The organism is Janthinobacterium sp. LM6, from assembly GCF_002002885.1.
Classification (GTDB): domain Bacteria; phylum Pseudomonadota; class Gammaproteobacteria; order Burkholderiales; family Burkholderiaceae_D; genus Janthinobacterium; species Janthinobacterium kumbetense.
Window position 1 is genome coordinate 4,033,595 of sequence record NZ_CP019510.1, and the last position, 24,776, is coordinate 4,058,370.

At 65.1% G+C, this 24,776-nt stretch carries 25 protein-coding genes; 10 read left to right on the forward strand and 15 right to left on the reverse strand.

Annotated features, from left to right (window positions below; genetic code table 11):
* Positions 1 to 67: 67 nt before the first annotated feature.
* Together BZG29_RS17695 and BZG29_RS17700 are read right to left on the reverse strand one after the other, a co-directional pair.
* Positions 68 to 556 carry a tetratricopeptide repeat protein gene (locus tag BZG29_RS17695; RefSeq protein ID WP_077405676.1) on the reverse strand — a complete coding sequence of 163 codons (489 nt, stop codon included), beginning with the start codon at positions 554 to 556 and terminating at the stop codon, positions 68 to 70.
* On the reverse strand, positions 553 to 2,586 hold the full coding sequence (locus BZG29_RS17700; protein ID WP_077405680.1) for a bifunctional 2',3'-cyclic-nucleotide 2'-phosphodiesterase/3'-nucleotidase: 2,034 nt from the start codon (positions 2,584 to 2,586) through the stop codon (positions 553 to 555). Before BZG29_RS17700 ends, BZG29_RS17695 begins: the two co-directional genes overlap by 4 nt.
* Between BZG29_RS17700 and BZG29_RS28190 the strand changes: the two genes are divergently transcribed.
* The 4 genes from BZG29_RS28190 (at position 2,585) to lysS (ending at position 6,145) form a co-directional block, all read left to right on the forward strand.
* Positions 2,585 to 2,872, forward strand: a complete 288-nt coding sequence (locus BZG29_RS28190; RefSeq protein WP_171984906.1) for a hypothetical protein — start codon at positions 2,585 to 2,587, stop codon at positions 2,870 to 2,872. The genes BZG29_RS17700 and BZG29_RS28190 overlap by 2 nt on opposite strands.
* Positions 2,789 to 3,893, forward strand: a protein-coding gene (gene prfB, locus BZG29_RS17710) for a peptide chain release factor 2 (RefSeq protein ID WP_150130978.1) whose coding sequence is annotated in 2 segments (ribosomal slippage) — positions 2,789 to 2,869 and positions 2,871 to 3,893 — 1,104 coding nt in all. Because the reading frame shifts where the segments join, the coding sequence is not laid out codon by codon here. The genes BZG29_RS28190 and prfB overlap by 84 nt, the downstream gene beginning before the upstream one ends.
* A 2-nt stretch (positions 3,894 to 3,895) precedes the next feature.
* Positions 3,896 to 4,597: an HAD family phosphatase gene (locus BZG29_RS17715; protein WP_077405686.1), complete on the forward strand. Its 702-nt coding sequence runs from the start codon at positions 3,896 to 3,898 to the stop codon at positions 4,595 to 4,597.
* 18 nt (positions 4,598 to 4,615) lie between these two features.
* The gene (lysS, locus tag BZG29_RS17720) at positions 4,616 to 6,145 is read left to right on the forward strand and encodes a lysine--tRNA ligase (protein ID WP_077405689.1); all 1,530 of its coding nucleotides are present in this window, start codon (positions 4,616 to 4,618) and stop codon (positions 6,143 to 6,145) included.
* 195 nt (positions 6,146 to 6,340) lie between these two features.
* Here the strand turns inward: lysS and BZG29_RS17725 are convergent, their stop codons facing one another.
* The 11 genes from BZG29_RS17725 to ppnN all read right to left on the reverse strand — a co-directional run bounded on the left by BZG29_RS17725 (position 6,341) and on the right by ppnN (position 16,925).
* The gene (locus tag BZG29_RS17725; protein ID WP_077405692.1) at positions 6,341 to 7,342 is read right to left on the reverse strand and encodes a Gfo/Idh/MocA family oxidoreductase; all 1,002 of its coding nucleotides are present in this window, start codon (positions 7,340 to 7,342) and stop codon (positions 6,341 to 6,343) included.
* 12 nt (positions 7,343 to 7,354) lie between these two features.
* Positions 7,355 to 8,353 carry a porin gene (locus tag BZG29_RS17730; protein ID WP_253192624.1) on the reverse strand — a complete coding sequence of 333 codons (999 nt, stop codon included), beginning with the start codon at positions 8,351 to 8,353 and terminating at the stop codon, positions 7,355 to 7,357.
* Positions 8,354 to 8,412: 59 nt separating this feature from the next.
* Positions 8,413 to 9,372, reverse strand: coding sequence for a D-glycerate dehydrogenase (locus BZG29_RS17735; protein WP_077405698.1), 960 nt, complete (start codon positions 9,370 to 9,372; stop codon positions 8,413 to 8,415).
* A 19-nt stretch (positions 9,373 to 9,391) separates the two neighbouring features.
* A complete protein-coding gene (locus tag BZG29_RS17740) occupies positions 9,392 to 10,366 on the reverse strand; it encodes a sugar kinase (protein ID WP_253192625.1) in 975 nt (324 codons plus the stop codon).
* Positions 10,363 to 11,109, reverse strand: a complete 747-nt coding sequence (locus BZG29_RS17745; protein WP_077405701.1) for a TIM barrel protein — start codon at positions 11,107 to 11,109, stop codon at positions 10,363 to 10,365. Before BZG29_RS17745 ends, BZG29_RS17740 begins: the two co-directional genes overlap by 4 nt.
* Positions 11,106 to 11,840 carry an amino acid ABC transporter ATP-binding protein gene (locus BZG29_RS17750; RefSeq protein ID WP_034755389.1) on the reverse strand — a complete coding sequence of 245 codons (735 nt, stop codon included), beginning with the start codon at positions 11,838 to 11,840 and terminating at the stop codon, positions 11,106 to 11,108. The genes BZG29_RS17745 and BZG29_RS17750 overlap by 4 nt, the downstream gene beginning before the upstream one ends.
* Positions 11,827 to 12,477, reverse strand: a complete 651-nt coding sequence (locus tag BZG29_RS17755; RefSeq protein ID WP_077405704.1) for an amino acid ABC transporter permease — start codon at positions 12,475 to 12,477, stop codon at positions 11,827 to 11,829. The genes BZG29_RS17750 and BZG29_RS17755 overlap by 14 nt, the downstream gene beginning before the upstream one ends.
* A 1-nt stretch (position 12,478) precedes the next feature.
* Complete coding sequence (locus tag BZG29_RS17760) at positions 12,479 to 13,171, reverse strand: amino acid ABC transporter permease (protein ID WP_077405707.1); 693 nt, start codon at positions 13,169 to 13,171, stop codon at positions 12,479 to 12,481.
* Positions 13,172 to 13,261: 90 nt separating this feature from the next.
* Positions 13,262 to 14,068, reverse strand: a complete 807-nt coding sequence (locus tag BZG29_RS17765) for a transporter substrate-binding domain-containing protein (RefSeq protein WP_077405710.1) — start codon at positions 14,066 to 14,068, stop codon at positions 13,262 to 13,264.
* A 215-nt stretch (positions 14,069 to 14,283) separates the two neighbouring features.
* Positions 14,284 to 15,354, reverse strand: a complete 1,071-nt coding sequence (locus BZG29_RS17770) for a LacI family DNA-binding transcriptional regulator (protein WP_216350315.1) — start codon at positions 15,352 to 15,354, stop codon at positions 14,284 to 14,286.
* Between the two features lie 200 nt (positions 15,355 to 15,554).
* Positions 15,555 to 16,925, reverse strand: a complete 1,371-nt coding sequence (ppnN, locus tag BZG29_RS17775; protein WP_034782951.1) for a nucleotide 5'-monophosphate nucleosidase PpnN — start codon at positions 16,923 to 16,925, stop codon at positions 15,555 to 15,557.
* 311 nt (positions 16,926 to 17,236) lie between these two features.
* Here ppnN and BZG29_RS17780 point away from each other — a divergent pair, with 311 nt between their 5' ends.
* From BZG29_RS17780 to BZG29_RS17795, 4 genes are all read left to right on the forward strand, one after another.
* Positions 17,237 to 18,742 (forward strand): peptide MFS transporter, encoded by a 1,506-nt coding sequence (locus BZG29_RS17780; protein WP_077405713.1) that lies wholly within the window; start codon positions 17,237 to 17,239, stop codon positions 18,740 to 18,742.
* Between the two features lie 130 nt (positions 18,743 to 18,872).
* Positions 18,873 to 19,559, forward strand: a complete 687-nt coding sequence (locus tag BZG29_RS17785; RefSeq protein WP_077405716.1) for a UPF0149 family protein — start codon at positions 18,873 to 18,875, stop codon at positions 19,557 to 19,559.
* A gap of 12 nt (positions 19,560 to 19,571) precedes the next feature.
* Entirely contained in the window at positions 19,572 to 21,266 is a 1,695-nt protein-coding gene (locus tag BZG29_RS17790) for a hypothetical protein (RefSeq protein WP_077405719.1), read from the forward strand.
* Between the two features lie 13 nt (positions 21,267 to 21,279).
* Entirely contained in the window at positions 21,280 to 21,660 is a 381-nt protein-coding gene (locus BZG29_RS17795; RefSeq protein WP_077405722.1) for a hypothetical protein, read from the forward strand.
* A 4-nt stretch (positions 21,661 to 21,664) separates the two neighbouring features.
* Here the strand turns inward: BZG29_RS17795 and BZG29_RS17800 are convergent, their stop codons facing one another.
* Positions 21,665 to 22,183, reverse strand: a complete 519-nt coding sequence (locus BZG29_RS17800; protein ID WP_171985045.1) for a GNAT family protein — start codon at positions 22,181 to 22,183, stop codon at positions 21,665 to 21,667.
* Between the two features lie 97 nt (positions 22,184 to 22,280).
* Positions 22,281 to 22,508 (reverse strand): hypothetical protein, encoded by a 228-nt coding sequence (locus BZG29_RS17805; RefSeq protein ID WP_077405728.1) that lies wholly within the window; start codon positions 22,506 to 22,508, stop codon positions 22,281 to 22,283.
* 144 nt (positions 22,509 to 22,652) lie between these two features.
* Between BZG29_RS17805 and BZG29_RS17810 the strand changes: the two genes are divergently transcribed.
* Positions 22,653 to 23,846, forward strand: a complete 1,194-nt coding sequence (locus BZG29_RS17810) for a hypothetical protein (RefSeq protein WP_077405731.1) — start codon at positions 22,653 to 22,655, stop codon at positions 23,844 to 23,846.
* A complete protein-coding gene (locus BZG29_RS17815) occupies positions 23,839 to 24,768 on the forward strand; it encodes an AAC(3) family N-acetyltransferase (RefSeq protein ID WP_253192904.1) in 930 nt (309 codons plus the stop codon). The genes BZG29_RS17810 and BZG29_RS17815 overlap by 8 nt, the downstream gene beginning before the upstream one ends.
* The last annotated feature ends 8 nt before the right edge of the window (positions 24,769 to 24,776 follow it).

Genomic DNA, 24,776 nt, shown 5'->3' on the forward strand with positions numbered 1-24,776 from the left:
AAAAACAAACAGTTCCTTCAACACATTCCAATTGCACCAGGCCTGCCCCAGGCAGCCGGCCATGCCCTCAAGGCTCGGGCGGACGGTGCCCCATCGCGTGCGTGGCCATCTTCAGGTACAGGAAGGACTGCTCCTCATTGTGCGCATAGCCCATCTGCCCTTCGGCCAGGGCGACGGATTTCTGCTGCAGCGCTTCCGGGTAGTCCAGGTCGCAGGCGGCGTCGAGCCAGTAGCGCGCCCTGGCTTCGTCGGCATCCTCCAGCATGTTCGCCACGATGAACATGGCCGGCGCCACGCCCCGTTGCGCGGCCAGTTCCAGCCAGCGCAGCGCGGCGGCGCTGTCCTGCGGCCCGCCCATGCCGTTCTTGTGCATCAGGCCCAGGTAGTACGCGGCAGGACCGCCGCCCTGCCCCGCCGCGTGCTCGAACAGGGCGCGCGCCTGCGGCTGGCTCGCCTCGCCCGCGCGCATCAGGGTCTTGGCCTGGGCCGTGATATCCGGCCCTGCCGATGCCAGCGGCGATACGGCCAGGGCGACGGCAAACACCCATGCCTTCATTTCGACAGGTCCACTTGATACAGCGCAAAGCCCTTGCCTGCGCCATCATCAGGCTTCAACTGCGTCACATTGTCGATGCCGGCTGCCTTCGCCAGCTCGATCACGCCCGGCGCCGAGTGGAACACCACCGGACCTTTCGTGGCAGCCTTGGCGAAGCGCCAGCTGCGCGCCGCGCCGTTTTTCGCCCGCGTCAGGTTTTTTTCTTGCGTCACGTAGACGATCAGCAGTTCGCGGTTGTTGTCGGGCGAGGCCACCACCGTCTTGCTGCCGTCGAGGCCGGGGAAATTGCCGCCGCCGCTGGCGCGGTAGTTATTCGTCGCGATGAGGAATTCCTGCGCCGCGTCCACAGGCTTGCCTTTGTAGCTCAGACCCTGGATGCGCCGGCCCGGCGGCTGCGTGACGTCGATCTGGTAGCGCACGTCGGCGCTGGTGATCGTATCGAAGTTATAGCTCGGGTGGGCCGTATTGACCAGTTCCTGCGCTTCCAGCTTGTTCGGGTCGATGGTGTTGAAGCGCCGCGCCGACTGCTCCAGCCAGGCTTTCAGCTCCGCGCCGTTCATCTTCACGCCGTACAGCGCGTTCGGATACAGATACAGGTCGGCCGCGTTGTTCAGCGCCACGTTGCCCGCCTTGACGTCCGTGTAGTCGGACACGCCCGCCGAGCCGCTCTTGAACGGGGACGACATCGACAGCACGGGCAAGTGCGCGTACTGCGGCAGGTTCGCCTTCACGTACGCGGCCAGATAGGCCGATTGCGCCTGGTTCACCACTTCGATGGCGCTGACGTCGCCCACGTCGGCGAAATACGTCGACATGCGGAAATCCGTGGCGCCGACCGGTGTCTGCACGTAGGCGATCGTCGCCGCGTGCTCCTCGGCCACCAGTGCGGCGATGGCTGCGTCGGGCTGTACATAGCTCTTGTCCGCGTTCTGGATGCCGCGCGCTTCCACCGTGGTGGCGCTCTTGTCGACCACCCACTGCTTGCCGTCGTGGCGCAGGCGCAAACCGATCACGCCCAGGTGCTTGCCCCACAAATTGGCCATCACGGTGGGCACGCCGTTGACCAGCCCTTTGACCTTGTCGACGCCGGGCAAATTAAACTGCGGCACCGTGCTGGCCGCGTTCGGGAACAGCTGGTGCGAGTGGCCGATCAGCATGGCGTCCACGCCTGGCACTTGCGACAGGTAGTAATTACCGTTTTCCATGGTCGGCGAATACGGGCTGTCATCGAGACCGCCGTGCGAAATGGCCACCACCAGCTCGGCGCCCCTGGCGCGCATCTCGGGGATGAATTTTTCCGCCGTCTCGCGCACGCCCTGCGTATAGACGCGCCCTTCCAGCCAGCGCTTGTCCCAGGCCATGATGGTGGGCGGCGCAAAGCTGATGATGCCCACCTTCACCGTGGCAGTGATGGCTTGGCCATCGGGACCGGTCGCCGTGATCTGCTTGGCTATGATGTGATATGGCGCAAACAGGGGCTGGCCCGTCCTGGCGCTGTAGACGTTGGCCAGCACTTGCGGGAACGCGGGGCCGGCGCAGCGCGGCTTGCCGGCATCGACGCTGTCGACGTCGAAGCGGTTGCCCGTCACCTGGCTCAAAAACGCCAGGCCGTAGTTGAATTCGTGGTTGCCGATGCCGCCGCCGTCCACTTTCAGCAGATTCATCGCCTTGTAGATGGCCAGGGTCTGGTCGCAGGCCAGCGGTTTCACGAGGGCCTGGTAGTCGGCCAGGGCCGTGCCCTGGATGGTGTCGCCGTTGTCGAGCAGCAGATTATTCGGGAATTGCGCGCGCGCCTGGGCGATCAGTGCCGCCGTGCGTTCCAGGCCGATCGACGGTTCCGCCTGCAGCTTGTAGTAATCATAACTGAGCACATTCGCGTGCAAGTCCGTCGTCTCCAGCAGGGCCAGGGTGGCGCTGCTGCCGGCCGGCGCGGCCGATGGCGCCCAGGCGGGTCCCGTGGCGGCGGGCGGCAAGGCGCCGCAGCCGGCCAGCAGCAGCGGTAACAGGGCGAGACGGGGAAGCTGAAGCATGATGTATTCCTGTGGAAAGACAATATCGCCAGCATCATACGCAGCACGGCAGCCCCTATCAAGGCAAAAATATTGTCGTAAATACAGCAAAATCGTCATTTTATTGCCCCGCGCGGCGGCAATTGCGCCGCGGCGGCAGCGGAAACGCGCCGCGCTCGCGTATAATTCAGGGTTTGATTTCACCATAGAAGACCAGAACATTATGGAAGCCGAACGCATCAATATCATCTCCGCCCTGCTCAACGACCTGACGGTCCGCGAAGCCGAACTTCGGAGGTATCTTTGACTTCACTGTCAAGTCGGAGAAACTAGAGCAAGTCAACGAAGAGCTGGAAGATCCAACCGTCTGGAACGATCCCAAGCGCGCCCAGGACCTCGGTAAAGAGAAGAAGGCGCTGGAAGCCATCGTCTTCACGCTCGCCAAGGCCGATGCCGACCTGCGCGACACCCGCGACCTGTTCGACATGGCCCGCGAAGAAGGCGATGACGAGACTCTGGAAGCGATCGAGCAGGACGTGCAGGAAATCCGCAAGGTCATCGAAAGCATGGAATTCCGCCGGATGTTCAACAATCCGATGGACCCGAACAACTGCTTCATCGACATCCAGGCCGGCGCCGGCGGCACGGAAGCCCAGGACTGGGCTTCGATGCTGCTGCGCCAGTATCTGCGCTATTGCGAACGCAAGGGTTTTAAAGTTGAAATCCTCGAGCAATCCGACGGCGAGGTCGCCGGCATCAAGACGGCCACTTTGAAGGTCGAGGGCGATCACGCCTACGGCTTCCTGCGCACGGAAACGGGCGTGCACCGCCTGGTGCGCAAGTCGCCATTCGACTCGGCCAACGGCCGCCATACGTCGTTTACGTCGCTGTTCGTGTATCCGGAAGTCGACGATTCGATCGAAATCGACGTCAACCCGGCCGATATCCGCGTCGATACCTACCGCGCGTCGGGCGCCGGCGGTCAGCACATCAACAAGACCGACTCCGCCGTCCGCATGACCCACGCGCCGACCGGCATCGTGGTGCAGTGCCAGAACGACCGTTCGCAGCACCGCAACCGCGCCGAAGCGATGGAAATGCTGAAAGCGAAACTGTACGAGCATGAACTGCGCAAGCGCATGAGCGAACAGCAAAAGCTGGAAGACTCGAAGACGGACGTGGGCTGGGGTCACCAGATCCGCTCCTACGTTCTGGACCAGTCCCGCATCAAGGACTTGCGCACCGGCTTCGAGACGGGTAATACCAAGGGCGTGCTCGATGGCGACATCGACGAGTTCATTTCCGCCTCGCTCAAGCAAGGCGTGTAAGGATGAACGCATCCGCTCCGGCACTGGCAAAGCACGCCTTCCTGTTCGACATGGATGGCACGATCGTCGACAACATGGCCTTCCACACGACATCGTGGCTGGCGTTCTTTGAACGCCACGGCCATGCGCTGGACGCGGACGCCTTTTTCCGCGACACGGCGGGACGGCAGGGGCACGAAATCATCGCCAAGTATCTGGGCGCGGATGCCGACCATGTCACCCTGCTGGCGGAAAAGGAAGTCGTCTACCGCGAACTGTATGGCCCGCACCTGGCGACAGTGCTTGGTTTCGACCGGCTGATCGCCAGCGCGCGCCAGGCTGGCGTCGGGCTGGTGGTGGGCACGGCCGCGCCGGACGAGAACATCGCGTTCACGCTCGATGGCCTGGACCTGCGCCACCGCTTCGACGCCATCGTCGGCGCCGCCGACGTGGAACGGGGCAAGCCGCACCCGGACGTTTTCCTGAAAGGCGCGCTGCTGGCCGGCGCGCTGCCGCAAGACTGCATCGTCTTCGAAGACGCGCCCCTGGGCGTGGAAGCGGCGCGCCGCGCCGGCATGCGCGTCGTGGTGCTCACCACCACCCTGCCGGCCGAGGCGTTTGCCGCCTTCGACAACGTCATTGCCATCGTGCCGGATTTCTCCGCACTCGACGTCGACGCACTGTTTGCCAGCGTGGCGCCAGCGCTGGCGCCACATCATCAATAATCACCAACGAAGAACACCATGACTACGGATATCCAAGAACAAGCCGCCGCCCCCGATGAAAACAAGATCATCGCCGAGCGCCGCGTCAAGCTGGCAGCACTGCGCGAACAAGGCGTCGCCTTCCCGAACGATTTCCGCCCCGAGCACAAGGCGGCCGACCTGCACGCGCAATACGGCGGCAAGACGCGCGAAGAGCTGGAAGCCGAACCTGTCACCGTGGTGCTGGCCGGCCGCATGATGCTCAAGCGCGAAGCCGGCAAGAAAGCCGCTTTCGCCACCCTGCAAGACGCCTCCGGCCCGAAGGCCGACGGCCGCATCCAGATCTACGCCACCCTGGACCTGACCGGCGAAGCGGCCATGGCCGCCCTGCACCACTATGACCTGGGCGACATCCTGGGCGTGACGGGCACCCTGTTCAAGACCAAGACGGACGAACTGACCATCAAGGTCACGGAACTGCGTTTGATCACCAAGTCGCTGCGCCCGCTGCCGGACAAATTCCACGGCCTGGCCGACCAGGAAACGAAGTACCGCCAGCGCTACGTCGACCTGATCATGAACGAAGAGACGCGCCGCACCTTCAAGGCGCGTACCGCCGCCATCTCGTCGATCCGCCGCTTCATGGAAAAGAACGAGTTCATGGAAGTGGAAACGCCGATGCTGCACACGATTCCCGGCGGCGCCGCGGCCAAGCCGTTCATCACGCACCACAATGCGCTCGACATGCAGATGTTCCTGCGCATCGCGCCCGAGCTGTACCTGAAGCGCCTGGTCGTGGGCGGCTTCGACCGCGTGTTCGAGATCAACCGCAACTTCCGCAACGAAGGCGTGTCGATCCGTCACAACCCTGAATTCACGATGATGGAATTCTACGCGGCCTACACCGACTACAAATGGCTGATGGATTTCACGGAAGCCGTCATCCGCCAGGCCGCCATCGACGCGCACGGCACCGCCACCCTGACCTACGGCGGCCGCGAGCTGGACCTGGCAAAACCGTTCCATCGCCTGACCATCGTCGAAGCGATCAACAAGTACGCTCCAGGCTACACCGCCGGGCAGTTGAACGATGCCGAATTCATCAAGGAAGAGCTGAAAAAATTCGGCGTCAAGCCGTTTGCCACAGCCGGCCTGGGCGCGCTGCAACTGGCGCTGTTCGAAGAGACGGCTGAAGCGCAGCTGTGGGAACCGACCTACATCATCGACTATCCGGTCGAAGTGTCGCCACTGGCGCGCGCTTCCGACACGGTGGCCGGCATCACGGAACGCTTCGAGCTGTTCATGGTGGGCCGCGAAATCGCCAACGGCTTCTCCGAGTTGAACGACGCGGAAGACCAGTCGGCCCGCTTCCTGGCACAAGTGGCCGCCAAGGATGCCGGCGATGAAGAGGCAATGTTCTACGACGCCGACTACATCCGCGCGCTGGAATACGGCATGCCGCCAGCCGGCGGCTGCGGCATCGGCATCGACCGCCTGATGATGATCATCACGGATTCGCCGAACATCCGCGACGTGCTGCTGTTCCCTCACCTGCGCCGCGAAGAGTGATGAACACCTGAAAAATCTACTGCGCGTCGCGATTTGCGGCCTGCGATGCTCACTGTGCTATAGCACAGTTGCGCTTCTTAGCCGCAACTCACATCCGCTCGCTACGATTTTTCAGGCGTTCGATGCTTCAAGGCAAAAAAAAGCCGCCTGATTTTGCGATCAGGCGGCTTTTTTATTTGTGCGGCCGGCCTGCCGTCAGCCGGCCAGGGTCACGCGCTGGTGGCTGCGGCTAGCCTGCTGCGCCGCCAATGCCGTCGCCAGCGCGCGCATGCCGTCGTCGCCGGTGGCGGCCGGCTGCCCTTCGCCGCGCATGGCGCGCTGGAAGGCGCGCACCGAGCGAACATACAGGTTTTCATGCTCGACGGGGATGTCGACGCTGCCGCCGTCGCGCGTCAGGCTGATGCTGCCGACGGGGCGCTGCGTCATCACGCCGGTGGCGAAGATGGTGCCCTTGCTGCCGATGATTTCCACGCCGGACAGCGAATGCGGCGCATTGAACGCGTCGTGCACCTGCACCAGGGTGCCGTTATCGAACTCGATGACGGCCATCAGGCCCTCTTCCAGCCCGGCCACCGTCATGCCGCCGCTGGTGGCGCAGGCAGTGACGTGGCGCGGCTCCGAGTCGAGCAGGAAGCGCAGGGTGTCGACGTCGTGCACGAACATGTCGAGCGTGACGCCGCCCGATTCCGGCGCATCCAGGCGCCAGCCGCGCAGGTGCTGCGGCAGGTTGTTCGCGTGCAGCACGCGGCAATACAGGGGCTGGCCGATCTCGCCGGCGCGTATCAGCTCGCGCACCTTGCCGTGGCTGGCGGCGTTGCGCAGGTGATGGTTAATCCCCAGCACCACGCCCGCATCGGCGCAACCGTCGACCATGCGGCGCGCGTCGTCCAGGTTCAGCGCCAGCGGCTTCTCGCACAGCACGTGCTTGCCCGCGCGCGCCGCCTGCAAGGTCTGCGACATATGCCATTCGTTGGTGGTGCTGATGTACACGGCGTCCGCGCCCGGATGGGCCAGCGCCGCATCGAGGTCCGTGTAGCTGGCGGCTATGCCGAACTGCTCCGCAAAGGCGGCGCCGCGCGCGGCATCCGTGCTGACCACGGCCAGCACTTCGGCATCGCCCTGCTGGCGGATCGCGTCGACCATCCATTCGCGCGCCACGGTGCTGGCGCCGACCAAAATCCATCCGGTTTTCTTCATTCGATTCTCCCGTTAAAAAGTGTGGCGCAGGCCCAGGTTCCAGGCCTGGTTGCCGGTGCCGTTGTCGGTGGCGTTGCCCACCAGGTAGGCGGCGCCATTGCGGTTGTCGATGTGCGCATAGGCCGCGTACAAGGTGCTGCGCTTCGACAGCGCATACGTGTAGCCGATGCCGAGCTGGGTAGCGTCGCCGTTGGCGGCGCGCCGGTCGTCGCGCCGCACGTACGAGAACAGGACGCGGTGCGGGCCAAAAGGCACGGTGGCGCCCAGCATCAGGTCCGCGCTGTCGACCGTGGTGGCGGCGCCCGCCGTGCTCTTGCTGACGGCGACGGCGCCGTGCGCCTTGACGACGCCGAAGTCCCAGGTGGCGCCCAGCACCGTGTTGCGCGCCCTGCCCGTCAACAACGCGCTTGACAGGGTGTTGGCGTCCTGGTGCGCCAGGCGCACGTACAGCGGCCCGCTGGCATAGGTGGCCGCCGCGCCCGTGTAGCGCCTGGCCGAAGCGTCGCCGGGCACTTCGCCGAAGCCGTACGCCAGTTCGCCGGAAAGCCCGCCGCGCACGGGCGAGCTGTAGGTGATGCTGTTGTCGACCCGGCTGATGTAGCCGGCCGTGAAGACGTTGCTCATCCTGCCCGCAAAACCCAGGTAAAACGGGTCCAGCGCCCCCAGGCTGGAATCGATGAAGGTGTACTGGCGGCCCAGCCGCAAGGTGCCCGCCGCGCCGGCGAGGCCGACGAAGGCCTGGCGCCCGAACAGCAGGCCGCCCTGGGCCGAAGCGCCCGTGTCGGCCAGGATGCCCGCATCCATCGCAAAGATCGCCGTCATGCCGCCGCCCAGCTCTTCGCTGCCCTTGAAACCCAGGCGCGAACCGTTGGCGATGCCGCTCGTCACCTTGAGCACCCTGCCCCCGGGGCCGCCGCTCTCGGACACCACGCCCAGATCCGCGATGCCGTACATGGCCACATTCGACTGCGCCGAGCACAGGCCGCTGCAGGCGCCCGCTCCGATGATCATTGCCCTTGCTACCTTGTTCTTCATGTCTTTCCCTGTCTGTCTTTTTATGGGTACTGTTCTTAGCTGACCAGGTGGCGCGGACGCTCGCCGCGCAGGCCGGCCAGCAGGTTGTCCACGGCCTGCTGCGCCATGGCGTAGCGCGTTTCGTGCGTGGCCGAGCCGATATGCGGCAGCGCCACCACGTTGGCCATGCGCGGCAGCGGATTGTCCGGCGCCAGCGGCTCGCGCTCGAACACGTCGAGACCGGCGCCGTGGATGGTGCCCTGCTGCAGCGCCTCGATCAGCGCCGCCTCGTCGACGATGCGCCCGCGCGAACCGTTGATGAAGATGGCGCCGGGGCGCATCAGCGCGAATTCGCGCCGGCCCATCATGCGTTCCGTCTGCGCCGTCAGCGGCAGCACCACGCAGACGAAATCGGATGCGGCCAGCAAGTCGTCGAGCGCCACCTGGCGCGCGCCCAGCGCCGCTTCCACCTCGGGCACCGCCTCGCCGTTCACGTACAGCACCTGCATGCCGAAGCCCAGCGCGGCGCGGCGGGCGACGGCGCGGCCGATGCGGCCCATGCCCAGCATGCCGATGGTCTTGCCGTGCACGTTGACGCCGTACTGGCTTTCGCCCACGCTGCGCGTCCAGCGCCCCGCCTTGACGAATTCGGCCAGTTCGACGACCCTCCGTGCGCTGGCGAGGATCAGCGCGAAGATCGTGTCGGCCGTCGTTTCCGTCAGCACGTCCGGCGTATTGGCCAGCAAGATGCCCCGTTCGCGCAGGTAATCGACGTCGAACTGGTCGACGCCCACCGAAATGGTGGAAATGATGCGCAGGTCCAAGGCCGGATCCAGCAGTTCGCGGTCCAGGCGCACGCTGGCGCCCAGCAAGCCATGCGCGCCGCGGATGGCGGCGGCAAACGCGGCGCGGTTGCCCGCGTCGATCGCCTCGAAATACGTCACCTCGCATTCGGCGCGCAGGCGCGCCAGCAGCGGTTCGGCCAGCTTTTTATACACAACCACATGTTTTTTCACGAGTTTTCCCCTGTTCGGTTCAAGATTGGCCCAGCGCGTCGAGCTGGGCGCGGGTCGGCAAGCCTTCCATGTCGCCGGCCACCTGGATGGCGAAGGCGCCGACCCGGTTGCCGCGCCGTACCGCCTGCGCCAGCGGCAAGCCTTCCAGCAAGGCGCTGACCAGGCCGGCCGCGAAGCCGTCGCCGGCGCCCACCGTGTCGACCACGTGGGCCACGGGCTCGCCCGGCACCATGCCGCTGTCGCCATCGGCCGTGCGGTAATAGGCGCCCTCGGCGCCCAGCTTGATGACCACCAGGCGCGCGCCCCGCTGCAGGTAAAAACCGGCGATGTCGTGCGGCAAGTCGTGGCCGGTGAGGATTTTTCCCTCCCCCAGGCCGGGCAGCACCCAGTCCGCCCTCGCGGCGAGGCGGTTGATCTGCTCGACCATCACGGCTTGCGACGGCCACAGCGAGGGCCGCAGGTTCGGGTCGAACGACACGGTCCGGCCATGCTCGCGCATGAAGTCGATGGCCTGGCCGGCAAACGCCAGGCTGGTGGCGGACAGCGCCGCCGCCACGCCCGTGGCGTGCAGGTGGCGCGCGGACAGGAAATAGGCGGGGTCGAAGTGCTCGGGCGCCAGCCGGCTGGCGGCGGAACCCTTGCGGAAGTACTCGACCAGCGGGTCGGCGCCGTTTTCGGCCCGGGCCTTGAGTTGGAAGGCGCTGGTCTGGCCGGCGACGGTGACGACCCGGCTGCAATCGACGCCCTCGGCCTGCACGCTGGCGCGGATGAAGCGGCCGAAGGAATCGTCGCCCACCCGGCTCAGCCAGCCGACTTTCAGGCCCAGGCGCGCCAGGCCGATGGCGACGTTCGTCTCGGCGCCCGCCAGGCGACGCGTGAAATGCGCCACGGCCGCCAGGTCGCCCGTTTGCTCGGCCACGAACATCGCCATCGCTTCGCCGTAGGTGACGACGTCGAGCGCATGCGCTCCGTGCATCATTTCGTGTTCCGTCATGCGGCCTCCAGCATCTGAATGTAGCGGCCCGTTTCGGCCACCAGGTCGGCACCCTCGAGCGGGAATTCGATGGCCCGCTGCACGCCCGGCGCAAAGTGCGCGAAGACGGCGCGCCAGGCCGGATCGGCGTCGGAAACGGCGCAGGCGGACAGCCTGCCCCTGTCATCGGCGACTGCCTTGCAGTGCACATAGCGCACGTACGGCGCCAGCAGGCGCGCCGCCTGCTGCGCATCCTCGCCCACCCAGCGCCAGTTGCCGATGTCGAAGGTCAGCCCCACGGGAAGCCCGATCTCGCCGGCCGCCGCCAGGAAGCGCGCCATCGGTGCCAGCGCGCCGCCGTGGGCCGTCTGGTCGTTTTCCACCAGCAGCGCCACGGGCGCAGCCGCCAGTTGGGCCTTCAAGGCTTGCAAGTCCGGCACGGCCGGGTAATGACCGAGCGAGACCTTCAGGTAGCGCGCGCCCAGGCGCGCCGCCTCGTCCAGCATCTGCTGCAGCAGCGCGTGCCGCAGCAGCCCGTCCGCGTCCCACAATTCGATGGGCGTGGAATACACGCAGTACATACCGCGCGCGGCCACCGCCGCGCCCATGCGCGCCAGGTCCGGCAAGTCGGAAGTGAACAGTTCGCGGCGGATTTCGATGCCGGCGCCGCCCGCGTCGGCCACCACGTCGATGAAATGGCTTTGCCCCAGCTGCCTTACCCTGCTTGCGCCGTAGGCCGACGCCGCCACCAGCACGGGGCTCATTTGATCGCTCCCGCGCCGACGAACTGGCGCGCTTCCGGCGTTTGCGGGTTGCTGAAAAAGGCTTCCGACGGCCCGCTTTCCCACACCAATCCCTGGTGCATGAAGACGGTGACGTCGGCCATGCGCCGCGCGAACTCCATCTCGTGCGTCACCAAGAGCATCGTCATGCCGGCCTGCGCCAGTTCTTCCATCACCTTCAGCACTTCCTGCGTCAGCTCCGGATCGAGCGCCGACGTCACTTCGTCGAACAGCATCACCTGCGGCTCCATCGCCAGCGAACGGGCGATCGCCACGCGCTGCTGCTGGCCGCCCGACAACTGCTCGGGATAGGCTTCGCGCTTGTGGTCCAGGCCCACCTGCTTGAGCACGCGCAGTGCCGTGGCGCGGCCCTGGGCGTCGGGCACTTTCTTGACGATGCGCGGCGCCAGCATGACGTTTTCTTCCACGGTCAGGTGGGGGAACAGGTTGTAGCTCTGGAAAACCATGCCGACGTCCTTGCGCAAGTCGAGCAGGTGCTCCTGGCGCGCCGTCAGCGTATGGCCGGCGACGACGATGCTGCCGCTGTCGATGGTTTCCAGGCCATTGATACAGCGCAACATGGTGCTCTTGCCGGAGCCGCTGCGGCCGATCACGGCGATCACCTGGCCCCGCTCGACGGCGAACGAGACGCCCTTGAGCACGTGGTTGGCGCCGAAGCTCTTGCTGATATTGTCGATTTCAACGATGGGCATGGAATTTCCTTTCCAGTGAATGGCTGTAGCGCGACAGCGGATAGCACAGCGCAAAGTAGATCAAGGCGACGATGGGGAAGACGATGAACGGCAGGAAAGTCGCATTGCTGACCAGTTGCCCTGCCCGCGTCAGTTCCACCACGCCGATGATCGAGGTGATCGAAGTGTTCTTGATGATCTGCACCATGAAACCCACCGTCGGCGGCAGCGAATGGCGCAGCGCCTGCGGCAGGATGACGTAGCGCAGCTGCTGGTAGCGGTTCAGCGCCAGCGCGGCCGATGCTTCCCACTGCTGCCGCTGCACGCCTTCTATGCAGCCGCGCCAGATCTCGCCCAGGTAGGCGCTGGCAAAGATCGTCATCGCCGCGCCGGCCGCGATGAGCGGCGACAGCTTGTAGCCGAACAGGGCCAGCCCGTAATAGGTCAAGAACAGCACGATCAGCACGGGCGTGCCCTGGACCAGCTGGATGTACAGGGCGCTGATGCAGCGCAGGAATCGGCTGCGCGCCGTGCGCAGCAGCGCCACGGCAAAGCCGGCGATGCCGCCCGTGACGAAGACGAGCAGCGACAGGCCGATGGTCCAGCGCGTGGCCTCGAGCAGGAATTGCAGGTTATCCCAGGAAAAATCACTGATCATGTCAAGCTCCCATGCGCGCCGCGCCCAGACGGCGGCGGCGTTTGAAGACGATCTGGCCCAGCACCCAGAAGCCGAAGCGGAACAGCAGGGCCAGCAGGATGTACAGCACCATCACGACGATGTAGATCTCGAAGCTGCGGAAGGTTTCCGCGTCGAGCAGGTGGGCGGCGGCGGTCAGCTCTTCGGCGGAAATGGCCGACACGACGCTCGAGGCCAGCATCATCAAGGTGAACTGGCTGGCCAGCGCCGGATACACTTTTTCCAGCGCCGGCAGCAGCACCACGTGGCGCATCACCTGCCAGCGCGTCATGCCCAGCGCCTGCGCCGCCTCCAGCTGCGAGGGATGCACGGCGCCGATGCCGGCGCGCACGATTTCCGCCGCGTAGGCGCCCAGGTTGACCGTCATGGCGACCAGGGCCGCCCCGTTCGCGTCGAGCTGCAGGCCCAGCGACGGCAAGCCGAAGTAGATGATGAACAGCTGCACCAGGAACGGCGTACTGCGGATCACCTCGACATACGCGCGCACCACGGCGCGGGCATAGGCGGGACCATTCTTCAGGATGACGGCGGCGCACACGCCCACGGCCAGCCCCAGCACCATGGACAGGGCGCTCAGGCGTATCGTCAGCGCCGCACCCCACAACAGGCGGTCCAGCGATTGCATGACGAGTTCGAAATGAAATTCATACGGCATACTCAACTCCTTGTCTGCGTGCGCGTCCCCGGCGGCGCCACCATGGCGGCGCGCCGTGCGGACGGGCACTTTCCTATGCGGCTGGCGGTATCAGAAGGTCGGCAGCGCCGGCAGCGGCGCGCCGCTCCACTTGCGCGCGATGGCATCGAGTTCGCCGTTCAGCTTGACGTAGTAGATGAAGTTGTTGAGCCACTGGTGCAGCTCGAAGTCGCCGCGGCGCACCGCCATCGAGTTCGGCTGCAGCGAGTAGGCGAAGCGGACTTCGATCTTGCCCGCGCCGCGCGTCTTGATGATGTCGGCCGCCATCGTGCTGGGGATCGAGACGGCGTCGACCTGTTTGCTGAGCAAGGCCTGGGTGACGGTGGCGTCATCCTCGAAACGCACGATGCTGGTGCCGGCCGGCGCCAGGCGGCTCAAGGCCGTGTCGTTCGTGGTGCCGCGCGTCACGCCCACTTTCTTGCCCTTCAAGTCGGCCAGGGCCTTGAATTTGCCGCCCACCGGCGCGACGATGGCCAGTTCGAACGCGCTGTAGGGCATGGTGAACATCAGGGTCTTGGCCCGTTCCGGCGTGGGCGCCAGGGTCGCCACGAGGAAATCGACCTTGCCCGATTCCAGCGACGGCACGCGCGACGGCGCCGTCAGCGGCACCACTTCCACGGGCAGGTTCAGGTATTTGCCGATCAGGTTGGCGACGTCGACGTCATAGCCGACGGGCGCGCCCTTGGCGTCGATGCTGCCGAACGGCGGCGTGCCGCTGACCACGCCGATGGTCAGCTTGCCTTTCTTGATCAAGTCGCCAAGCGTCTGGGCGCCGGCGTCGGCCGCCGCACCGAGGGCGCACGTGGCTGCCAGTGCACATGCCAGTACTTTCGAATAAAACAGTGTCGTCATCTTCATGTTTCCGTCTCCTGTGATCCCGGTACCGGCCTCGTCGAGGCGCTTCCGGGAATATTGTCAAATGGACGATTCAGATCGTCTCTTGCCATGTCATTTCAACTTCATGCCAACCATTGCCCTGCCTGACTATCCACGCTCCTTTCCAAGGTGAATACAATCTATGAAACCGGTTCCATAACTTTCTCAAAAAAAAGGGCAACGCCCTCTTCCCCTCCTCAAGCGTCGCCGCCCTTGCGTACTTCGTTGCCCTGGGTGGAGTTGCGCACAATCAACTTGCCCGGCAACAACACCTCGCGCGGCGGGCACTGCTCGCCCTGCAGGCGCGACAGCATGCACGTCATCGCCGTAAAGCCGATTTCATAGGTTTGCTGCTCGATCGTGCTCAGGCCCGCCAGCGGCGACCATGGCAATTCGTCAAAGCCCAGCAAGCCCACGTCCTGCGGCATGCGCAATTCGAGGCGCTGCAGCATCAGCGCCAGTTCCAGCGCCACCATGCCGTTCGAGGCCAGCAGCGCCACGCGGCGGCCGCGCCACTGCGCCAGGCATAGACGCACCTGCGCATCGATGGAAGGCCGGTCGTCCAGGTCCACGGCCAGCACTTCGCCCACGCAGCCCGGATGCTCGGCCATCACGGCCTGGAAACCTTCGGCGCGCATCAGCCGCGAGCTGACGCCCGTCAAGGGCGGCGCAATGAAGGCGATGGCGTCGAAACCCTGCTCGATCAGGTGCGCGGTGGCCAGCCGGCCCGCCTGCACGTTGTCCAGGCCCACCAGGTCGAAATCGGCGCCCTCGATGCGGCGGTCGACCAGCACGATGGGCATGCCCGCCTGCTGCAAGTCGGACGATTCGATGTTGCGCCCCTGCGTGTTGACGATCAGCCCTTCCACGCTGTACGAGCGCAGCGCGGCCAGCGACTGGCGTTCGCGCTGTTCGTCATTGCCGGTATTGCACAAGATCAAGGTATAGCCATGTTGCTGGCAAGCCGCTTCCACGCCTTGCAGCACGGCCACGGTGTAGGGATTGAGCATGTCGGCCACGACCATGCCGATCAGGCGCGTGCGTCCCCGCTTGAGGCCGCGCGCCATCTGGTTCGGCTGGTAGCCGAGGCGCGCGATGGTGCTGGCGATCTGCTGGCGGATGTTTTCGGACAGGGCATCGAGTTCGCCGCCGAGAAAGCGCGACACGCTCGTCTTCGACACGCCCGCCTCGCGCGCCACCTGGGCGATGGTCACGGGCCGGGCCGGTTCGCCGGAGACTGTTTTTTTACTGCCGCGTACTGAATCCAAGCTTGCTCTCCACTAGCTGTTGATCTGCATATTTTTATTTTGGAACCGGTTCCAAAGATAGCACCCACGCATCGATGACGCAAGCGATTTGATTGCCTGTGGCGGCGAAGGAACACGGTGGGGCATGGCTGGGAACGCAGATAAAAGGCACCGCCCGCCCCTTGTAAACGCAGGGGGCGGGCGGAGCGATGGCATCAAGACTACTGGACCACGGTGTAGCAAGGCACGTAGGCCGTGCCCGCCAGCTTCATGCGGTGCTGCGCCACGAAGGAAGCGAGCAGCGCATCCATGGGGCCGGCGATGGATTTGTCGCCGTGGATCTCGAAATTGCCGTGTTCCTCGATCGAGCGGATGCCGTCGTCCTTGACGTTGCCCGCCACCACGCCCGAAAACGCGCGGCGCAGCTGGGCCGCCAGCAAGTGCGTGGGCTGGTTCTTGTGCAGGCTCAGGTTGCGCATGTTTTCATGCGTGGGCTGGAACGGCTTCTGGAATTCGTGGTCGATCTTCAGCAGCCAATTGAAGTAATACGCGTCGCTGTGCGCCTTGCGGAATTCGCGCACCTGGCGGATGCCTTCGAGCATTTCGCGCGCCACCAGTTCCGGGTCGTCGATGATGATCTTGTAGCGCTGCTGCGCTTCCGGGCCCAGCGTGTCGCTGATGAACTGGTTGATCTGCACGAAGTATTCGCGCGAGGTTTCCGGACCCGTGAAAATCAGCGGGAATGGAATCTCGGCATTGTCCGGGTGCAACAAAATACCGAGGATGTACAGAATCTCTTCGGCCGTACCGGCGCCGCCGGGGAAGACGACGATGCCGTGGCCCGCGCGCACGAACGCTTCCAGGCGTTTTTCGATGTCCGGCATGATGACGAGGTCATTGACGATGGGGTTCGGCGACTCGGCCGCGATGATGCCCGGCTCGGTGATGCCCAAATAGCGGCCATTGTGCAGGCGCTGCTTGGCGTGGCCGATGGTGGCGCCCTTCATGGGGCCTTTCATGGCGCCGGGGCCGCAGCCGGTGCAGATGTCGAGGCCGCGCAAGCCCAACTGGTAGCCCACTTCCTTCGAATAATTGTATTCGGCGCGGTTGATCGAGTGGCCGCCCCAGCACACGACCAGGTTCGGGTTGAGCTGGGTTTGCAGCACGTTGGCGTTGCGCAGGATGTGGAAGACGGCGTCCGTCACACCTTCCGTGCTCTGCAGGTCGAATTTCGGGTTGCCCGTGACTTCGTCGCTGACGAAGATGATGTCGCGCAGCACGGCAAACAGGTGCTCGTGGATGCCCTTGATCATCTTGCCGTCGACAAAGGCGATGGCCGGCGCGCCCTTGATGTCGAGCTTGATGCCGCGCTCGCGCTGGATGATGGAGATTTCAAACGACTGGTAGCGCTCCAGCAGGGCGCGGCCATCGTCGATGGTGCTGCCGCAATTCAGGACCGCCAGCGCGCAGCGGCGGAAAGTGTTGTACAGGCCGCCCTGGCTGGTGTCGAGCAGCTTATTGACTTCAGTCTTGGAGAGTACGTCCAGGCGGCCTTCCGGTGAAACCAGAGTATCGATAACGTCGTGTTCCATAATGCGAAAAATCCCTTTAAAAATCGATGCTCGAAGGTCATGCAGCCTCAATATACGACAAGTCGGGCAAGTTGTGCTGTGCCGCCGCAAAATCGCCGGGGCCGCCCTTGCCTGCAAACCGGTTTGACCAATATGAAACAGTCATTCTTGCTAATGCGAATCGAAATCTTCGCTCAGCGCAATTTGTAGATTAGAATGCCAGCCTATTGGAATTCCCGTGCGTGAGGTTCTTCATGAGAGTCCCCGCCGCCCGCAGGCTTCCATAAGTTCGTTGTATCGATTGACTATAATAATTTTTCAGGAGGAACCGCATGAGCGGTGCGACTACGCCCAACAAGGAAGCCGTTATTCCCGAGTTCAAGCAGATTATGGGCCATCCAAGCCCATTGTGGATGTTGTTCATGACTGAATTCTGGGAACGCTTCGCGTTCTACGGAGTTCGCTGGGCGCTGGTACTGTACATCGTGGCCCAGTTCCACGGCGGCGACGGTTCGGGACAGGCAGCGGCCAACCTGACCTACGGTTCCTTCCTCGCGCTGGTGTACGCCGGCGCCCTGTTCGGCGGCTACATCGCCGACCGGGTCATCGGTTACCAGCGCTCCATCCTGCTGGGCGCCGTCTTCATGGCTGCCGGCCTGTTCTGCATCTCGGTACCGAACCAGGACATCTTCAACCTGGGCCTGGCCACCATGATCGTCGGTAACGGCATGTTCAAGCCGAACATCTCGACCATGGTCGGCAAGCTGTACACGACGGCCGACCCGCGCCGCGACAGCGGTTTCACGATCTTCTATATGGGTATCAACATGGGCGCCATGGTTGCCCCTGTCTTCACCCAGTGGCTGGCCGAGTCGATCTTCGGCACCAGCGCCATGCCTTCGTACAAGATGGTCTTCATGGCCTCCGGCTTTGGTATGCTCATCAGCCTGGTATGGTTCGCCATCGGCCGCCGCGCCCTGAAGGGCATCGGCGCACCGGAAGCCGGCGCCGGCAACCCCATGCGCGTCCTCTGGGTGGCCGTCGGTTCCCTGTGCGTGATCCCGCTCGTGTATTTCCTGCTGACCGTCGGCGCTGAAAAGCTGCAAATCGTCCTGACCGCGCTGTTCATCGGCCTGGCCGTGATGCTGATGATCGAAGGCATACGCAACGGTAAAGTTGCGCGTGACCGTGTCATCGCCATGCTGCTGATCTTTGTCTTCAACATCCTGTTCTGGATGTTCTTCGAACAGGCAGGCAGCTCGTTTACTTTCCTGGCTGACAAGATCGTCAACCGCGACCTGGGCTTCTGGATCTTCCCGACCGCCTACTTCCAGACCGTCAACTCGGTCGCCATCATCGTCTTCGCGCCGATCATCGCCGCCGTCTGGGTCTTCCTGGCGCGCCACAACGTCAATCCTTCGATCCCGCGCAAATTCGGCCTGGGCTTGCTGGGCAATGCGGTCGCCTTCGGCCTGCTGATCTTCGCTCTGTCGAGCCTGGTTGGCGCCGATAACAAGATCCCGTTCTGGACCCTGACCACCGTGTACGTGCTGCAATCGATCGGCGAGCTGTGCCTGTCGCCTATCGGCCTGTCGATGGTCACCAAGCTGGCGCCAGTACGCCTGGTCGGCCTGGGCATGGGCGGCTGGTTCCTGTCGACCGGTATCGGCAACAACCTGTCGGGCATCTTCGCCAGCCACGTCAGCGGCGAAAGCGGCATGTCGGTGCAGTCGGCCCTGTCCGGCTACACCTTCGGCTTCTGGTCCCTGCTGGGCGCCGGCGTGATCCTGTTCCTGATCGCACCGCTGATCAACAAACTGATGCACGGCGTGAAATAAGCGTCTTGTTGTAGATCAGAACGGCGGCCTGCGGGCCGCCGTTTTTCATTCCCGTGCCGGTTGTTGCCCTGGCGGGCGGTACAATACCGCCAGGGCCAGCGGCCATCCACCCACATTACTGAAAAATTCCATGTCCAGCACCTCCACCACCTCGCCCCTCTCCGACGACGAATACGCCGAACTCGACACCCTGCTGGCTGCGCCTGCCCTGGCCGGCTGTGCCATGGATGTGTCGATGCTGGAAGGTTTTCTCACGGCCGTCGCCCTGAGCCCGAAACAGATCGCGCCGGAACAATGGCTGCCCTGGGTCTGGGACAAGGCGGCCGGCAGCGCCTTGCCGGCACAGGGCGAGGCCAGCGAACGGGCGGCCAGCCTGGCGCAGCGCCACCATGCCTACATGGTCGAATGGCTGGCGAAGGACCCGGACAGCTTCGAACCCATCTACGTCTGCGGCCCCGAATGGAGCGTGCCCGCCTGGTGCGCCGGTTTTGTACTTGGCACGAGCCTGGACAAGCCCCAGTGGGCGGCCCTGGCCGTCAGCCACCCGGAGTACCTGGCGCCGTTCCAGCACCTGGCCACGGCCAGCGAACTCGATGACGATGCGGCCGAAACGGCCATGGACGGCGTGATTCCGTCCGTGATCGCCATCAACGCGGCCTGGGCGCGCCAGCGCCACCTGAAAAGCCAGGCCCAAAGCCAGCCCGGCGCCACCGTGCTGCGCGAAGTGCCGAAAACGGGCCGCAACGACCCGTGCCACTGCGGCAGCGGCAAGAAATACAAAAAATGCTGCGCCGACGCCGATAGCGCGGCCGGCTAAGGACGCATCTCCTTGCGCCAGCTGCTGACGGCCATCCTGCGCTTCCTGCTGCGCCACGCGCTGCAGTTCGCGCTGTTCATCGTCATCCTGCTGGCCGGGCGCCTGCTGCTGACCGAATGGCGCGCCTACAGCGCCGGCAGCGAGGCCGTCGCCGCGCTGAAGCTGGCCACCGACGGCGCCGAGCATCATGGCGCCAGCCTGGCCGCTGCCGCCACGGACCGCGTCAACGCCCTGCGGCTGGCATCACAAGCAAGCATCGCCGCGCGCCTGACAGAAGTACAAGCGCAATTGACGGCCTTGCGCGCGCGGCAGCAAGCGTCGCTGTTTACTATTCCCCTGCCCGACACGCACACCCTGGCCCTGCACGCGCAGGACGAAGCAGCGCGCCGCGTGGAAATCGAAGTGCTGGCGCAGGAAGCCCGTTACTTGAGCGCCCTGCAGGCGGCGATCAGCGGCGAAGATGCACGCCAGACGCTGGCGCGCCTGCATGCGGACCATGTGCGCGCGTATGCCGCGCTGCAACATAACCTGGCCCAGCGCCGGCAACTGGAAGCGCAGCACCCGCTGGCAGCGCGCCTGCCCGGCAGCGACGCCTACGCACAGCTGTCGCAGCTGGAAGCGCAGGGCCAGCGTTTGCGCGAGATCAACCTGCAAGCGTACCAGGCCTGGGCGGCGCAGCGCGCGCGCACCGGCAACGCCGCCCGCCCCGCCCCATTCGCCATCGATAATGCGGCGCTGGCTGGCGCGCTGGCGCCCGTACAAAAGGCGATTGCTGCAGGCGAAGGAGAACTGGCGCGCAACTGGATCGGGCGCTGGCGCGCGCCCGTCATGGACGTGGCGCCCACGGCCGCCCTGCTGGTGCTGTCGGCCATCCTGCTGCCCGCCGCCATCAAGGCCTTCTTTTACTTCGTGCTGGCGCCCCTCGCTTCCCGTTTGCCGCCGCTGTCGATCGCGCGCGAACTGCAGGTCGCGGGCAATTCACTGCCCCTGCCGCCGCATGGAGAGTCGCGCATTTCCGCCGTCTCGCATGGCTTGCTGCTGCAGCCCGGGCAGCAGATGCTGATCCATCCCGAATACCTGCAATCGTCGCCCGTCAGCACGCACAAGCGCACGCAGTGGCTGCTGGACTGGCGCTTCCCGTTCACCAGCCTGGCCGCCGGCATGCTGGCGCTGACCCGCCTGCACAGCGACGAGGAAGCGTGCGTGACGATTTCCGCCAGCGACGACCCGCTGCTGGAAGTGGCCGTCGTGCACCTGCCGGCCGGCGGCGCATTGGTATTCCAGCCACGGGGACTCGTCGGCCTGGTCTGCGACTCGAATCAGCCGCTGGCGATATCGAGCCACTGGCGCCTGGCCAGCCTGCATGCATGGCTCACCCTGCAGCTGCGCTTCATCGTCTTTCGCGGCCCCGTCACCCTGCTCGTGCGCGGCTGCCGCGGCGTGCGCCTGGAACGGGCCGGCCAGGGACGCTCCATCAGCCAGTCCGCCACCCTGGGTTTCACCACCGACGTGCTGTATTCGACCCTGCGCAGCGAAACCTTCATCCCGTATTTGCGCGGCCAGCAAGCCTTGCTCAACGACCGCTTCGACGGCGAGCACGGCGTCTACCTGTACGAAGAAACCCCGCGCCACGGCAAGCAGCCGGGCAAGGCGAGCAGCTGGTTCGAGGGTTTTACGGACGCCATCTTGAAAGTGTTCGGCATCTAGCCGAGGAAACCATATGAACGACTTCCTGTTTGCCGATTTTCTCGAAGACCAAGCCACGTATGCGGCGCTGCAAGCGTACTGGCAGGCGCGCCTGGCCTTCCTCGACGGCCAATGCACGCCGTATCTGCGGACCGCGTTCGCCAATGGCCAACCGTTCTATGACGGCAATCCCATCGTCAACCTGGCGGACCGGAATGCCGGCAAGGCGGCGCGCATCGTGCAGCAATGCCCGCAGGAGTTCGGCCCCTGCTACACGAGCTTCGGGCAAGCCATCGAGCTGGCCGGCGGCGACGGGCACCGCCCGGCGCGGGAAAAGATCATCGTGCTGACCTTGACGCAGGCAACGGCGCAGCAGGCCGAGGATGAATTGCGCGCCTGGTTCGCGCCAGGCTAAGCCATCAAACAGGCAAGGCGGCTCCATCCGGCACAAAATCGGGCTGCAGCAAGCCGTAGACGTGCAGGTCGACAAACGCGCCATTCAAGCATTCCGCCTGCCGCAACACGCCTTCGTGCGTAAATCCCAGCCGTTCGGCCAGCGCCATGCTGGCGTGATTGGCCGCAGCGCACTGCAATTCGATGCGGTGCAATTGCAGTGCGCCAAACGCATGCGCGAGGACGGCGCGCACCGCCGCGCTGGCGATGCCCCGGCCTTGGAACTGCTGCCCGAGGTAATAGCCGATCCGGGCATTGCGGTCCGCTGTGTCGATGTCTTTCAGGCGGATGCTGCCGCACAAGGCCGTGCCGGAGAAAACATGCCATTCCAGTACCTCGCCGCTGGCCGCGCGGGCGACGGCGGCTTCCAGATAGGCCTGCGCCTCGCCGAACGAGTCCAGCTGCAGCACGGCGGGCAGGTACGTTTGCAAGTGCTCGCGGTTGTACGCCACCAGCCCGGCGAGGACTTCGGCGTGTTCAGGCAAGATTGGAACAATAGAAATATCAGAAAATTTTGAAGAATTCACGCGCAAAGAACCCTGGCGGGCCGGTAAGTTAAAGAAACGACACTAGGTTCGTACGCTACGCCGCAATCGAATGCGACACGCTCAGCCACTCGCCCGGCTGCAGATTCGCCGCCGCCTCGCGCGTGGCCAGCACGCTGTCCGGGTCCAGGTCGGAGCGTTTCAGCTTGTAGGAATAGGCGAAATCATCGGCATCGAATGCCTGCCCCGCCTTGACGTAATACTTGAAGCCGACGAACGCGTCGGGATTGGTGACGACTGTGTATTCAAGCGTGACGCTGTTCATGGCGGGCCTCGTCGACAACGGTGAAGTATCCATTATGCGTCAATTCCGGCGGCAGCGACGCGGCGGCTAATCCTTGCGGCAAGTCAATAAGCCGGCCGGCTGCCGGCGCTACAGTAGCCTGAGCCAACCACCAAATGGAATGCCATGCGCACCTTGCTCACGAAGATCAGGAACACGCTGTCGCCGCAGGCGAGCCTGCCGGCGGCGGCGCGCATGGAGCGGCTGTCGGACCGGCGTGGCCTGCCCGCCTTCGACCCCGGCCCGCAAGCCGTCGTCAAGGCCTGCACGGCCTGGCTATGCGCGGCGCAAGACCATTCCAACTCAAACGACGGCGGCGTCGCGCGCGACTACAGCCTGCTGACGGGCTGGGCTAGCTCCTATCCCGAAACCACCGGCTACATCATCCCCACCATGATCGCCCTGGCGCAGCGCGCGGACGACGAGTGTGGGGATGAGGCGCTGCACGCACGGGCGCGCCGCATGCTCGACTGGTGCCTGGCCATCCAGTTCCCGGAAGGCGGATTCCAGGGCGGGAAGATCGATTCGACGCCGCGCGTGCCCGTCACTTTCAATACGGGCCAGATCCTGCTGGGCCTGGCAGCCGGCGTGGCAGCGTACGGCGCGGCGTACGAGGATGCCATGCACCGCGCGGCACGCTGGCTGCGCGACAGCCAGGATGCGGACGGCTGCTGGCGCCGCCATCCGACACCGTTCGCCAGGCCCGGCGACAAGGCGTATGAAACGCATGTGGCCTGGGGGCTGTTCGAAGCGGACCGCATCGCACCGGGCCATGGCTATGGCGCGGCCGGCTTGCGCCAGGTCGATTGGGCATTGAGCAGACAGCGCTCCAACGGCTGGTTCGCCTCTAACTGCCTGGACAACCCGCTGCTGCCCCTGACCCATACCATCGGCTACGCCTTGCGCGGCCTGCTCGAAGCGCACCGCTTTTCGGCGCGCGCCGACCTGCTCGATGCCGCCGCGCGCACCGGCACGGGCGTCGCCAGGGCCGTGGCGGCCGACGGCTACCTGGCCGGCCGCCTCGGCCCGGACTTCCAGCCTGGCGCCGATTACTCCTGCCTCACGGGATCCGCGCAAAACGCGCATTGTCTGTTCCTGCTGTATCGGCTCACGGGCGAGCGGCGCTATCTCGATGCGGGGCGCCGCCTGAACCGCTACGTGCGGCGCGCGGTCAGCATCGACGGTCCCGCGCACGCGCGCGGCGGCGTCAAGGGCTCGTTTCCCGTCGATGGCGACTACGGCACCTGGGCGTACCTGAACTGGGCCGCCAAGTTCTGCATCGATGCCAACCTGCTGGAAATGCAAATTGGCGATGCTTGAAAAGGCAAAAAGCGCCATCCACGCCGCGCTGGAAGCGTGGCGCCGCGCCGCCGGCGCCCGGCATGTGCGCCAGAATGCACCCCACGTGACGCGCGCCGGGCTGGCCGCCGGCCTGGCGCGGCTGGGCATCGCGCCAGGCGACACGCTATTCGTGCATTCCTCGCTGAAAAGCCTGGGCTACGTGGAAGGCGGCGCGCCAGCCGTGATAGCCGCCCTGCAAGACGCCGTCGGCCAGCAAGGCACCCTGCTGCTGCCCGCCTACTATCTGCCCGGCGGCACGGTGAGCGCCGCCTGCGCCATGCCCGATTATGTGTTCGACCCGCGCCGCCATGGCACGCACATGGGACGCCTGCCGGAAGCCTTCCTTGCCAGCCCCGGTGTCCGGCGCAGCATCCACCCGACCCACTCCGTGTCCGCGTGGGGCCGCCATGCCGCCGACCTCACCGAGGCGCACCACCGCGCACCGTCGATCTTCGGCATGGGTTCTCCCTGGCAGCGCTTCATCGGCTGCGACCACGCGAAGGTGCTGGGCCTCGGCATTTCCATGGGGCCGGTAACGTTCTATCACGCGCTGGAAGACGCCATGGGCGACGCCTTTCCCGTGCCGGTGTGGGAAAACGAGACAAAGCTGCTGGCCTGCCTGGACCACGCCGGCAGGCGCTGGGACGTGCCCGTGCGCCCTTTCGATCCGGCAGTCGCGCAGCGCCGCATCGACCATCCCGGCCGGAACGACTTGCGCGATTATTTTGCGCGCGAATTCGATGCCGCCGGCCTGCGCGTCAATGGGCAGGTGGGCGATGCGGCGTCGTGGGCCATTCCGGCGCAGGCGTTTTATGACCACCTGCGCCAACTGGCGTCCGAACACGTGACGATCTATGCGAACGCGGCGCAACTGGCGGCGCGGCCCATCGGGCGCACATAAAAAACCGC

Excerpts from the sequence above, each read along its gene's own strand:
- BZG29_RS17695 (WP_077405676.1), bottom strand. The coding sequence starts at position 556 with ATGAAGGCATGGGTGTTTGCCGTCGCCCTGGCCGTATCGCCGCTGGCA.
- BZG29_RS28190 (WP_171984906.1), top strand. The coding sequence starts at position 2,585 with ATGATGTATTCCTGTGGAAAGACAATATCGCCAGCATCATACGCAGCA.
- BZG29_RS17700 (WP_077405680.1), bottom strand. The coding sequence starts at position 2,586 with ATGCTTCAGCTTCCCCGTCTCGCCCTGTTACCGCTGCTGCTGGCCGGC.
- BZG29_RS17715 (WP_077405686.1), top strand. The coding sequence starts at position 3,896 with ATGAACGCATCCGCTCCGGCACTGGCAAAGCACGCCTTCCTGTTCGAC.
- lysS (WP_077405689.1), top strand. The coding sequence starts at position 4,616 with ATGACTACGGATATCCAAGAACAAGCCGCCGCCCCCGATGAAAACAAG.
- BZG29_RS17725 (WP_077405692.1), bottom strand. The coding sequence starts at position 7,342 with ATGAAGAAAACCGGATGGATTTTGGTCGGCGCCAGCACCGTGGCGCGC.
- BZG29_RS17730 (WP_253192624.1), bottom strand. The coding sequence starts at position 8,353 with ATGATCATCGGAGCGGGCGCCTGCAGCGGCCTGTGCTCGGCGCAGTCG.
- BZG29_RS17740 (WP_253192625.1), bottom strand. The coding sequence starts at position 10,366 with ATGACGGAACACGAAATGATGCACGGAGCGCATGCGCTCGACGTCGTC.
- BZG29_RS17745 (WP_077405701.1), bottom strand. The coding sequence starts at position 11,109 with ATGAGCCCCGTGCTGGTGGCGGCGTCGGCCTACGGCGCAAGCAGGGTA.
- BZG29_RS17750 (WP_034755389.1), bottom strand. The coding sequence starts at position 11,840 with ATGCCCATCGTTGAAATCGACAATATCAGCAAGAGCTTCGGCGCCAAC.
- BZG29_RS17755 (WP_077405704.1), bottom strand. The coding sequence starts at position 12,477 with ATGATCAGTGATTTTTCCTGGGATAACCTGCAATTCCTGCTCGAGGCC.
- BZG29_RS17760 (WP_077405707.1), bottom strand. The coding sequence starts at position 13,171 with ATGCCGTATGAATTTCATTTCGAACTCGTCATGCAATCGCTGGACCGC.
- BZG29_RS17765 (WP_077405710.1), bottom strand. The coding sequence starts at position 14,068 with ATGAAGATGACGACACTGTTTTATTCGAAAGTACTGGCATGTGCACTG.
- ppnN (WP_034782951.1), bottom strand. The coding sequence starts at position 16,925 with ATGGAACACGACGTTATCGATACTCTGGTTTCACCGGAAGGCCGCCTG.
- BZG29_RS17780 (WP_077405713.1), top strand. The coding sequence starts at position 17,237 with ATGAGCGGTGCGACTACGCCCAACAAGGAAGCCGTTATTCCCGAGTTC.
- BZG29_RS17785 (WP_077405716.1), top strand. The coding sequence starts at position 18,873 with ATGTCCAGCACCTCCACCACCTCGCCCCTCTCCGACGACGAATACGCC.
- BZG29_RS17795 (WP_077405722.1), top strand. The coding sequence starts at position 21,280 with ATGAACGACTTCCTGTTTGCCGATTTTCTCGAAGACCAAGCCACGTAT.
- BZG29_RS17805 (WP_077405728.1), bottom strand. The coding sequence starts at position 22,508 with ATGAACAGCGTCACGCTTGAATACACAGTCGTCACCAATCCCGACGCG.
- BZG29_RS17810 (WP_077405731.1), top strand. The coding sequence starts at position 22,653 with ATGCGCACCTTGCTCACGAAGATCAGGAACACGCTGTCGCCGCAGGCG.
- BZG29_RS17815 (WP_253192904.1), top strand. The coding sequence starts at position 23,839 with ATGCTTGAAAAGGCAAAAAGCGCCATCCACGCCGCGCTGGAAGCGTGG.